The following is a 12706-nucleotide window of genomic DNA, read 5'->3' on the forward strand; positions in this document are numbered from 1 at the left end:
TATTTTATGAACCTTTCGGAAAGACTGGGACATGCCACACGACAGCCCGTCTAGCTGGCTCTGTGGCACCCGTTGGATGGCGAGGTAAAGGTTTGATGCCCAGCGCTTATGGCGATATAAAATTCTATTTTTCAATATAACTGGCATTTCATTAGCTAATAAATCACTTTTTCGCCACAAATTTTGCTATAGTCAGTGCATATCTTGCCCACATCCCCACCCTTCTGTGAAGTTCTCCACGCTTCCCACTTCACTGTGTTCGCACCATTTTTCCGTTTCAGCGACTGCCTCTCGGTGTCTGTTACGCTACGGAGTGTATGAGTGAAAATAAATTTTAATCGTTGGTTTAGCCGTAAGCCCAAACTGCCCCTTGCAGCAAAAGAACGTCAGCCCGCAACAGACAAACGCCGGGACGAGGCCACAATCAATGCCGAGCTCTTTTCCATCGATCAAATGGAACGTTACGGCCAAAAGCTGGCGCGCTCGCACAAACTGGCCAGCAAAAAAACGCCCTACTTTTTATTAAAACGCCTGGATGACAACGAAGCAGTATTAACCCACAGTTGCCATCTTCTAAGCACCGGCGGCAAAGTCAGCATTGCTCCGGCTGGCGAATGGCTGCTGGATAACTTTTATCTGGTGGAAGAACAGATCCGGCTGGTGCGCCACCATTTACCGAAGAACTTTGGTAAAGGGCTACCACAGCTCTCTGCGCCGCATAACTGCCCACGAATTTATGACATTGCCACCGAAGCCATCGCTCACGGCGATGGGCGCTGGGATACAGCCAGCCTGACCCGTTACATCGCCGCCTATCAGAAAGTCTCGGTTCTGACGCTGGGGGAGCTGTGGGCGTTGCCGGGCATGCTGCGTCTGGCGCTGATTGAAAACCTGCGGCGCGTCAGCATTGAAGTGGCAGAAACCCAGCAGGAACGCAACCTGGCCACTCGCTGGGTCAATAAAATGCTCGACAGCGCCGAGAACGATCCGGCCAACCTGATCGTGGTGATCGCCGAGATGGCCAGCTCCAATCCGCCGCGCGCCAGCGCCTTCGTGGCCGAACTGGTGCGCTGCCTGAAAGGCCATGGCAAGATGCTGGCCCTGCCGCTGACCTGGGTGGAACAGCGGTTAGCGGAAGTCGGGTTAACCAGCGATCAGATCATCCTCCGCTTTAACCAACAGTTGGCCAACAGCCAGCTTTCGGTCAGCAATAGCATCTCCAGCCTGCGCCAATTGAGCGACATGAACTGGGCAGAATTTGCCGAAACCATGAGCCTGGTGGAACACACCCTGAACCAGGACCCGGCGCAGATTTACGGCAAAATGCACTTCGATACCCGCGACCATTACCGGCATATTATTGAGGCTCTGGCTCGCCAGTGCGCGCGCAGTGAAGGCGAGGTGGCCAAGCAGGTGCTCACGCTGGCACAAAGTGCGGCAGATCAAGGCTGTATGCGCCACGTGGGTTACTATCTGGTGGATAAAGGCCGGGATGATCTGGAGCAATGCCTTGCCATTCGTCGCCCTCCGTTGCTGCGGCTGCGCGACGCGCTGAAGCAAGCCTCTCTCTCATCCTGGCTCGGCGGCTTGGGGTTGGTAACGGCGGTGGGTAGCCTCTATATTCTTTCTGAAAGTTATCGCAGCGATGCCCCCCTATTGCTTTGGCTGTTAGCCATCCCGACGGCGATCGTCGTCAGCCAGTTTGCCATCAATCTGCTGAGTGAGGTCATCAACCGGCTTAAAACGCCCAAACCCTTGCCGCGCATGGATTTCTCCTGCGAGATCCCGCCCCGGTTTCGCTCGCTGATCGTGATGCCCAGTATGCTGATGAACCGAGCAGGTATCGATGAACTGATTAACAGCCTGGAGGTGTGCTATCTGGGTAACGCGATGCCGCACCTGCATTTTGCACTGTTAACCGATTTCCCCGATGCGCCCACGCAGACGATGCCTGAAGATGCCGATTTGCTGACCTATGCGGTGTATCAGATCGCTCAGCTTAACCGCCGCTACCCAGCCCATCTTGGCACCTCATTCTTTTTGCTGCACCGCGAACGTGCATGGAATCCAAAGCAAGGGGTGTGGATGGGTTACGAACGCAAGCGCGGCAAGCTGGCGGCGCTGAACCAGTGGCTGCGCCACCAGCAACAGCAGTTTGCCACCGTGGCGGGCAACCATCCTGAAGTGCTGAGCAACGTTAAGTATGTGATTACGCTGGATGCCGATACCGTGCTGCCCCGTGAGGCCGCGCACCAGTTGGTGGCTACTATGGCGCACCCGCTTAACTACCCGGTGTATGATCCGCAAAGCAAACGGGTCGTCAGCGGCTATAGCATTTTGCAGCCGCGCCTGGCGGAAGAGATCCCGCGCTACGGGCAGAGCCGTTATGCTGCGATGTCCAGCAGCGTTGCCGGTAATGACCCCTACTCCCTGATGTCTTCCGATCTTTATCAGGATCTGTTCAAAGAAGGCTCCTTCGTCGGTAAGGGGATCTATGACGTTGATATGTTTATCTGCACCACCAGCGGCGTCTGCCCGGAAAACCTGGTGCTCAGCCACGATCTGCTGGAGGGCTGCTATGCCCGCTCCGGGCTGCTGAGCGACGTACTGCTGTATGAGCAGTATCCGGCCAACTATCTGGTGGACGTGGCTCGGCGCACCCGCTGGATCCGTGGCGACTGGCAACTGCTGAACTGGCTGCGCCTGCGGGTACGGCAGGCTGACAATAGCCGCATCGCCAACCCGCTCAGCGTGCTGTCGCGCTGGAAACTGGTTGATAACCTGCGCCGCAGCCTGGTGGCACCCAGCCTGTTAATGCTGCTGTTTTACAGCTTAACTATCGCGCCTAATCCGTTGTTCTGCCTATTGGCGCTCGCCATAATGCTGCTGTTACCAACGCTGCTGATGCTGTTGCAAGGGCTCATCAGCAAACCGCGCCGCCGCCCGCTGCTGCTGCACGTGAGCATTGTGCTGAACGGCACGCTAAAGCGCCTGAGCCACATTGGCCTGCATCTGGCCACGCTGCCGCATGAAAGTTGCTATTCCGTGCGGGCGATTGCCGTGACGCTGTGGCGGCTGGCCGTCAGCCAGCGCAATCTGCATGAGTGGACAAGCTTTGCTCAGAGCCAATCCGGCTTTGCGCCGCAGCCAAGCAACTTTTACCGGGCCATGTGGCTGAACCCGGTTGCGGGGATTGTGCTGGCTTTGCTGAGCGCACGCCTTAACCCCGCCCTGCTGCCGTTTGCCCTCGCGCTCGGCCTGCTGTGGTTTATCGCTCCCCGCTTGCTCAGTTGGCTAAGCCAGCAGCCGGTGCGTTCCCCGGTGGCGATCCACGATCGGCAGCGCCGTTTTCTGCGCCAGACCAGCCGCGAGATCTGGTCGTTTTTTGAAACCTTTGCCAACCAGCGGGAGAACTGGCTGCCGCCGGATAACTACCAGGAAATCCCGCTGCCGGCCATCGCCCATCGCACTTCACCCACCAATATCGGCCTGTCGCTGCTGGCGAACCTGACCGCCTGGGACTTTGGTTATATTCCCCAGGGTGAAGCGTTGCAGCGCATTTCCCTGACGCTGGATACGCTGGATAAGATGGAGCACTATCGCGGCCACTTATATAACTGGTACGACACCCGCACGCTGGCACCGCTCAGCCCACGCTATATTTCCAGCGTCGACAGCGGCAATCTGGCCGGGCACCTGCTGACGCTCAGCTCAGGCTTAAACCGGCTGAAAAATCAGCCGATCCTGGAAGCTCCCCGCCTGATTGCCGGGCTTAACGACGCCTTATACATTATCGAAGAACGTTGGGGTGAAGCCGCCCCCAGCCTGCTCAGGCAGGTGCGTAGTAGCCTGAACGATCTCACCTCGCTGCCGCTCAATACGCTCTTTGCGCCATTGAGCCTGACGATGACGCTGGCCAGCGGTCTGCAAAACCTGGCGGGCAGCAAAGACGGCGTATTAACCGACTGGCTGGAAAAGTTCGATAAACAGCTGAGCCTGATGTGCGCAGAGTGGACGCTGTTATTGGGCTGGATCACCCCCGACACCGAGCTGACCACCCTGCCGTCCACCCTGTGGCTGGCGCAGGCCGATCGGCCCTCTTCAGCCATCGGCCCGCAACAGTTGGCTAGCATGCAGCCCGCCATTGAGCAAGCCCGTCAGCGGCTGGCGATTATGGCCGAGTTGGAAAAGCGGTTGAACGAACATGCGATCATGGATTTCCAGTTTCTCTATCACCAGGCCAGCAGGCAGCTTAGCGTGGGCTATAACTGCGATATCACCAAAATGGACAGCGGCAAGTACGATCTGCTGCCTTCGGAAATTCGTCTGACCAACTTCTTTGCCATTGCCGCCAATCAACTGCCGATGAAAAGCTGGTTTGCGCTGGGGCGGCTGTTTACCCTGATCGATAAACAGCCCGCGCTCATGTCGTGGAGCGGTTCGATGTTTGAATATCTGATGCCGCAGTTGGTGATGCCCGCTTACCCCGATACGCTGTTGACCCGCATGTGTCAGTCGGCGGTTGAGCGCCAGATCGAGTGGGGTAAACAGTGCGGCGTGCCGTGGGGCATATCAGAATCCGGTTACTTCTCGTTTGATCCGCAGCAGAACTACCAGTATCACGCCTTTGGCGTGCCCGGCTTGGGGCTGCGCCGTGGCTTGGGTGACGATGTTGTTATCGCTCCGTATGCCACGTTGATGGCGCTGATGATCGCGCCTCAGCAAGCTTATGCCAACCTGCGGTTGCTGGAGAAAAACGGGGCCAAAGGCCAGTTCGGGTTTTATGAGGCGCTGGATTATACCGCCTCCAGACTGGCTCGCGGCCAGGTCTATGCGATCGTGCAATCCTATATGGCGCACCACCAGGGAATGGGCTTCCTGGCCTTGTCCCACCTGCTGCTCGAGGCGCCAATGGTCGATCGCTTTGCCGCCAATCCTTCATTCCAATCGGCTCGCTTGCTATTGCAGGAACGGGTGCCGGATGCCGTTGAGCTTTACAGCCCGCGCCGCCAGTTCGAATCTTATGAAGGCCGCCTGAAATCCGTCGACTACCAAACCCGTGAATTCAACGACGTTAGCAGCCCGATCCCTGAAGTTCAGTTGCTGTCCAACACCCACTATCACCTGATGGTGACCCAGGCCGGTGGCGGCTACAGCCGCTGGAAAGATATCGCGCTGACCCGCTGGCGTGAAGACACCACCCGCGATAACCGTGGCACCTTCTGCTACCTGAGCGACCCGAAAACCGGCGAAATGTGGAGCACTACCTGGCAGCCGGTAGGCCAAACCGCCGAGCATTACCATGTGCTCTTGACCGACGCCGGTGCTGAATTTAACCGCACGGAAGGCACTCTCAGCGTACAGACTAAAATCGTGGTCTCGCCAGAAGACGACGTTGAGCTGCGCCGCATGACCCTCATCCATCGCGGCCGTCATGCCCGCACGATTGAAATCACCACCTATGCCGAGGTGGTCCTGGCGCCTGCCGCCAACGAACTGGCCCATCCGGCGTTTAATAATCTGTTTATACAAACCGAGCTGTTGCCCAAGCACGAAGCGATCCTCTGCCATCGCCGCCCGCGGGAGCCTCACGAGCACTGCCCATGGCTGCTGCATATGATGGTGATCCACGGCGATATTCAGCGGGAAACCTCATTTGAGACCGATCGCGCGAAGTTTATCGGCCGTGGACAGACGCCGGGCAACCCGCAGGCGCTGAAACAGGGTGGCGCGTTGAGCAACACCTGCGGACCGGTGCTGGACCCGGTGATCGCTATCCGCCAGCGCATCCGCCTGGAACCCGGTGTGCCGGTGATTATTGATGCGATTTACGGCGTCAGCCCAGATCGCCCAACGACGCTGGCGTTGATCGAAAAATACCGTGACAGCCATCTTGCCGACCGGGTGTTTGCCATGGTCAGGTCCCACAGCCAGGTGGTATTACGCCAGCTCAATGCCAGCGAAGACGATGCCAGCCTGTTCAACCGCCTGGCCGCTGCCGTGCTGTTCCCCTCGCACGAACTGCGGGCCGAATCACGGCTGATCATGCAGAATCGCCGTGGGCAATCTGGCCTGTGGGGGCATGCTATTTCTGGCGACCTGCCGATTGTGCTGCTCACCGTCACCGACGATCAGAACATGGGGATCGTGACCACGCTGATCCGCGCTCATAACTACTGGCGCTTAAAAGGGTTGCGCGCCGATCTGGTGATCCTGAACGACAGCATGGGCGGCTACCGCCAAGATTTGCACAATCAGATTGTCGATCTGATTGCCGAGGATGCGCAAACCAACCAGCGCGATAAATCCGGCGGGATCTTTATCCGTAACGGCGAGCAGGTTTCGTCGGAAGATCGCACGCTGTTGCTGAGCGTGGCACACATTGTGCTCGACGATCAGAGCGGCGGCCTGCTGGAGCAGATCACACAGCGTATGCAGCCTACCTTGTCGATTCAGCAACCGCTGATCCCGAAAGTGAACTTACCGCGCAACCTGCAGCCGCAGCGGCGTTTTGCGACCGAGCATCTGGCATTTTTTAACGGTTTTGGCGGCTTCTCAAGCGATGGCCGTGAATATCAAATCCTGCTGGAAGAAGGCAAAAATACCCCTGCGCCCTGGTCTAACGTGATCGCTAACGCCAGCTTCGGCACCGTGCTTTCTGAAAGCGGCCAAGCCTATACCTGGTATGAGAATGCCCATGAATACCGCCTGACGCCGTGGGAAAACGATCCGGTATGCGACAGCTCCGGCGAGGCGTTCTATCTGCGCGATGAAGAGAGCGGTTATCTATGGTCGCCGATGGCCCTGCCGCTGCGCGGGCAAGGCCGCTACCTCACGCGCCACGGCTTTGGCTACAGCGTGTTTGAGCATCAGGAAACCGGCATTGACAGCGAACTGACGGTGATGGTGGCTGAACATGCGGCGGTGAAATTATTCACCCTGACGTTAAGCAATAACTCGGGCCGCACCCGCAAACTGTTGGTGACCGGCTATGTGGAATGGGTGCTCGGCAACCTGCGTTCGACCTCTGCCCGCCATGTGGTGACCTCTGCCGCCAGCGTGGCTAACGGCTGCGGCGTGTTGGCCAACAACTATTATGGCAGCAACGGTTCGGAGCGCACCGCGTTCTTTGCCGTGAGCGGCGCTCATTGTGCCATCAGCGGCGATCGCGGTGAATTCCTCGGGCGCAACGGTTCACCAGCCGCTCCCGCCGCGCTGCAACTCCTGCGGCTTTCCAATAAAACCGGGGCGGGGTTCGATCCGTGCGGTGCGGTGCAGTCTGCCACCACCCTGATTGATGGCGATCAGCGCACCTTTGTGTTTGCCTTAGGTATCGGCCAGGACGCGCAAGAGGCGGAAGCCTTGATACGCCAGTTCCTCAGTGAGGATGCGGCTAACGCCGAGCTGGGCCGTATTCACCATCACTGGCATCAGATGCTGGATAAAATCCAAGTCACCACGCCGGATGCGGCACTGAATCTGCTGACCAACGGCTGGCTGATGTATCAGACGCTGGCCTGCCGGATCCTGGCGCGCAGCGGGTATTATCAGTCTGGCGGTGCCTATGGCTTCCGTGACCAGTTGCAGGACAGCCTGGCGTTGGCCCATGCCGCGCCGGAAAGAATGCGCGAGCAGATCCTGCTGTGCGCATCGCGCCAGTTTGTTGAAGGTGACGTGCAGCATTGGTGGCACCCGCCGCAGGGCAACGGCGTGCGCACCCGCTGCTCGGACGATTACCTGTGGCTGCCGCTGGCAATCTGCCACTACGTTAAGGTGACCGGCGATAGCGCCATTCTCGACCAGAAGGTCGGCTACCTTGAGGCGCGCAGGCTCAACCCGGGGGAGGAGTCCAGCTATGAGCACCCTTCGCTCAGCTCGGTTGAAGAAACCCTGTGGCAACACGGCGTTCGGGCGATCAGGCATGGGCTGACCTTTGGTGAGCATGGCTTACCGTTGATCGGCTGTGGTGACTGGAATGATGGCATGAACCTGGTGGGGCTGGAGGGGCGTGGCGAAAGCGTCTGGCTCGGCTTCTTCTTCTACAGCGTGTTACAAAGCTATGCCACGCTGGCACAGCAGCAGCGTGATGGAGAAACCGAGGCGTTATGCCGGGAGCAGGCCGCTACGCTCAAGCAGAATCTGCACGACCACGGCTGGGATGGCGAATGGTATCGCCGCGGCTACTTCGACGGTGGCGAACCTTTGGGCTCCCACACCGCCAATGAGTGCCAGATTGATGCGATCGCCCAAAGCTGGTCGATACTTTCCGGCGCTGGCGACAGCGAGCGCAGCCAGCAGGCCATGCAGCAGTTGGATCGCCAGTTGGTTGACGCAGAGGCCGGGATCATCAAACTGCTGATGCCGCCGTTCGACGGCAACGGCCCGAACCCTGGCTATATTCGAGGCTATCTGCCCGGCGTACGGGAAAACGGCGGCCAATATACCCACGGGGCAATTTGGGCGGTGATGGCTTTTGCTGAGATGGGCGAGGTTGAGCGGGCGTGGCTGTTGATGGCAATGATTAACCCGATCAATCACAGCCTGAACGGTGACGAGGCCGAACGTTACAAAGCCGAACCTTACGTGATGTGTGCGGATATCTACGCGGTAGATCCCCACGCCGGGCGCGGCGGTTGGAGCTGGTATACCGGCTCCGCGGGCTGGACCTATCGCTTGATTACCGAATCCTTGCTGGGGTTGGAGCGCCACGGCGAATGTATCACCCTCCACACGCGCCTCCCGGCCAGTTGGCCTGAGGTGTCGCTGAGCTATCAGCAAGGCAGCAGCCGTTATCAGATCACCGTGCGGCGCAGTGAAAGCCAATACCGGGTGGTGATGGATGGGAATGTGCTGGCGGATGACAGGATCCCGATTGGGGACGACGGCGTGGATCACCGGGTGGAAGTGTTCGTTTAGGCACGGTTGCGGGGTTTGCTGATACAGGCGAATCCTGTGGTCATACTGACAGAGATCCTCTGATTCAGGTGCGTTAACCCCTACCGAGCGATTGGCATCGCAAGGTAAACATCAAGCACCTGAATCATTTATGGGCATCACTCCCCTTTAGTTTCTCCATTCAAGGAGGATGTGCCTGCAGGAGAGTAGCAGAGATTATTCTTGCGCTGCCTGAAGCGCCTGGGAAACATCCGCAATAATGTCTTCAATATTCTCAATGCCAACAGAGATCCTGATCAGGTCTTCGCTGACACCGGCGCGAGCCAGCTCTTCAGGGGTCAACTGCCGGTGGGTGGTGGTGGCCGGGTGGCACGCCAAGGACTTGGTATCACCAATATTCACCAACCGTAAAATCATCTTTAACGCGTCAATGAAGCGCCCACCCGCCTCTTTCCCGCCTTTGATCCCAAAACTCACAATCCCTGACGCCTTGCCGGAGGTTATTTTTTCACAGTTAGCCCTATAGGGGCTCGCAGGAAGCGCGGCGTAGTTAACCCAATTAACCAACGGGTGGTTTTGCAGAAAAACAGCGAGCGCCTGCGCATTGCTGCAATGCTTTTCTACACGCAAGCTCAGTGTTTCAAGACCCTGCAGCAGTAAAAAGGCGCTATGCGGCGAGAGTGCAGCACCTGTATTACGCAGCGGCACGACACGGCAGCGGCCTATATAAGCCGCAGGACCAAATTCGGCGGTATAAACTACGCCGTGATAGGAAGGGTCTGGCTCGTTCAACAGACGAAAACGGGACTTGTTAGCAACCCAGTCGAATTTCCCTGAATCGATAATAATCCCACCAATGGTCGTGCCATGCCCGCCGATATATTTGGTCAATGAGTGAACCACAATATCCGCACCGTGTTCAAAAGGCCGACACAGTACCGGCGTTGCCACCGTGTTATCCACGATCAACGGTACACCATGGCGGTGAGCAATCTGTGCCAGGCGAGCAATATCGACCACATTGCCTGCTGGATTGCCGATGGATTCACAGAATAACGCTTTTGTCCGATCGTTAATAAGCGCTTCAAGGCCATCAAAGTCGTCAAAGTTCGCCATGCGGACTTCGACACCCTGGCGCGGTAACGTATGGGCAAAAAAATTATAAGTTCCGCCATAGAGCTGGCTGGTACTGACAATATTATCGCCGACTTCGGTCAACACCTGTATGGAATAGGTGATAGCCGCCATTCCAGAAGCCACGGCAAGAGCACCGACACCGCCTTCAATAGCAGCAAGCCGTTCTTCAAGTACCGCCGTTGTTGGGTTCATAATGCGGCTGTAGATATTACCCGCCACTTTCAGGTCGAAAAGATCGGCCCCATGCTGCGTGTCATCAAAGGTATAAGAGGTGGTTTGATAGATAGGGACAGCGGCCGACTTGGTGGTCGCTTCCGACACATAGCCGTGGTGCAAAGCCAGCGATTCCAGTTTCATAGGATTGCCTCTCTGTAAGGTTGCCATGGGTAATTCATAAACAGAATACGATGTGCTTTTAAAAATTCATCATAAATAAAAAGCATTACGTTAGATGAATACCTGGCGTAGCGCCTGTCTTTGTCAGCATTGCGTATCGGCATGCTTAACGCGGCTTGTTGCTGTGAATTCTGCAACGTTCTTCAAGGTCTTTCTGCCCATTGTTCAAACCCGCATAAACTTCGCAAGGCATCGTCAGGTCTTTGTCCTCAAGATACCAATACGGCGGTTCTGGTGAACAGATATCCATCTGTTTCACGTTCCATTGCTTGCTGGATTTATTGAGCACCACCCAAAGCATTTTATCTAAATCCGCATCACAGTCCTTAGCCAGCTTCCAGTTGAGATCGCCACCGTCAGCGGCCACCAGCTTGCCAATCAGCACACCCCAATCGTGGCTGACATTCAACCGGTCTACCTTAATCAGCACCGCCTGCCCCGCTTCGCTGGCCGCCGCAGGACGAATAGCATCAAGAATAAGCTTCCGCTCACTCTTGCTGGGTTCTGGCATATTGGGTTTGGCATCAGGCTTGGGAGTACCCGCAAGCTCCAACAACAGTGCGGTATTATGATGCCCGCTATGTGCATGACTGAGGCTACCGTTAACGGTAACGTGCCGACCGGCAAAATCCGCGAGATCGAGAGAACCCGTAGGAATCAGCGTCACCTCAATCTGCTCCTTTTCTGCATCATTAAACTCTTCTTCAACAGTGCAAATTGGCTTATCTAAAAAAAGAATGCCTTGAATATTCCGGCTGTCGGTTTCTGGATCTTCACCAAAATTGGGTGGGCCAAAGAACACCCGTATTTCGACAATGCCGCTGAGGCTGACGGGCTTGTCATAATGCAGACAACGCTCTGCCGCCGATACCGCACCGGTATACAGTGTGAGAAATGCCAAGAGAGTGATAATCAATTTATAGAGATGGGTAATACGTTTATTTTCAGTCATCATTTAAGGGGCTCTTTCATCGTCTCGTCATTTCACATGTTTAACATTATTTACTGTGGCGCTGTGCGAGGATAATCAAACACAGTCTGCATCAGACCTTATTGAACAGGCAGATTCTGGCGGTTCGGGAGCCACTCATGCCCCGGTAACCTGTTCTAGCACGGGTGTTGGCGCTCAAGTCTCAAATAGCCGGTATGCTACGTATCGACAGATGACAACAACATCTGAACGAAACGCTCAACTGCCCATTCTTTGATATCCGACACCTGACCATCGCCGATCTCGATCAGCCGTAATTTTCCGCTGTCGTTGATGGCCATATCGATGGAGTAAAATGGCCTTTCTATACGCTGTGCTATTGCAATGACCTGTTCCGGAATAGTGTCATCAGCGGCATAGATTCGTTTATTCAGCACAAAGTAACGCTTTTCGCTCTGATCATCAAAATGCTCAAAACGACGCAGGCAGATCCCTCCCTCAATCTGCCCGCGAAATTTCTCCAGTAGCTCGATAATCTCGCGGATCTCCCCAGCATTGCGTGCTATTGACCCTCGTTGTGTGGTTAATGATTTCACATAATCCTTAACGAAATAGGCAGGCCATTGCAGCTCTTCAACCAACTTGTCAAAATCGGCATCTCGCTCGGTAATATGAGTCTCTGGCGTGAAATCACGACAAAGAGAATACCAACCGGTTAAATGATGGCTGCGAAGATAGTCTTCTGGAGACGTCATCAATGTGGCACCTTGTTTTGCGACAGCCTGATGCAACTGCTGATACTCATCCCCGGCCATCATCCAACCTCGCCAGATCACCGGAACATCAGACTCGAAAGGTGCAGAAAAACGATGTTCCCCCATCGCTGCCGCATCAGAAGATAACAGCAGGCAATGAATCCCCTGCTGTTGGGCACAATAGAATTCTTGTTCGAAGGTTTCATCCGGTATTGTTGGATGAAAAAGCCGGCTGGGATAAATAATCTGCATGGATTTTGCCCCTGGATATAGCGTGTTCAAACTTATTGATGGAATAGCGACATTACTACAACAGAGATCCTCCTCACAGCCCGATATTTCATTTCACGCTGGTATCAGCCTGCTGCTAAACCACTCTATAAACGAACGGCCACACAGATAATTTTTGGGACATCCCGCGGTTTTTCCCCGCTGAATAACCATTGCTGGTAGAGATCGGTGAGTTTTGGCCCTTAATGGATTTCGACATCTGGCAACTCTTGAATGACCTCACCTTGCAGGCGAGCGAGTTCGTTGTCCCAGCGGCAACCTTCCAGCCAGACCAACCTTTCTGCTTCAGAGCGATTGGACG

Annotated in this window: 4 protein-coding genes; 1 reads left to right on the forward strand and 3 read right to left on the reverse strand. The window is 55.9% G+C overall.

Going from position 1 to position 12706, the window contains the following annotated elements:
- The first annotated feature begins 321 nt into the window (after nucleotides 1-321).
- Nucleotides 322-8916, forward strand: coding sequence for a GH36-type glycosyl hydrolase domain-containing protein (locus BMI79_RS10890; RefSeq protein ID WP_076942168.1), 8595 nt, complete (start codon nucleotides 322-324; stop codon nucleotides 8914-8916).
- A gap of 195 nt (nucleotides 8917-9111) precedes the next feature.
- On the opposite strand, the gene BMI79_RS10895 is transcribed toward BMI79_RS10890, so the two are convergent.
- The 3 genes from BMI79_RS10895 to BMI79_RS10905 form a co-directional block, all read right to left on the reverse strand.
- Nucleotides 9112-10389: an O-acetylhomoserine aminocarboxypropyltransferase/cysteine synthase family protein gene (locus BMI79_RS10895; RefSeq protein WP_076942169.1), complete on the reverse strand. Its 1278-nt coding sequence runs from the start codon at nucleotides 10387-10389 to the stop codon at nucleotides 9112-9114.
- 145 nt (nucleotides 10390-10534) lie between these two features.
- Nucleotides 10535-11383, reverse strand: coding sequence for a DUF4431 domain-containing protein (locus tag BMI79_RS10900; RefSeq protein ID WP_076942170.1), 849 nt, complete (start codon nucleotides 11381-11383; stop codon nucleotides 10535-10537).
- Between the two features lie 194 nt (nucleotides 11384-11577).
- Nucleotides 11578-12366, reverse strand: a complete 789-nt coding sequence (locus tag BMI79_RS10905; protein WP_076942171.1) for an ATP-grasp domain-containing protein — start codon at nucleotides 12364-12366, stop codon at nucleotides 11578-11580.
- Nucleotides 12367-12706: the final 340 nt, after the last annotated feature.

It is taken from the genome of Serratia oryzae (assembly GCF_001976145.1).
GTDB lineage: Bacteria > Pseudomonadota > Gammaproteobacteria > Enterobacterales > Enterobacteriaceae > Chania > Chania oryzae.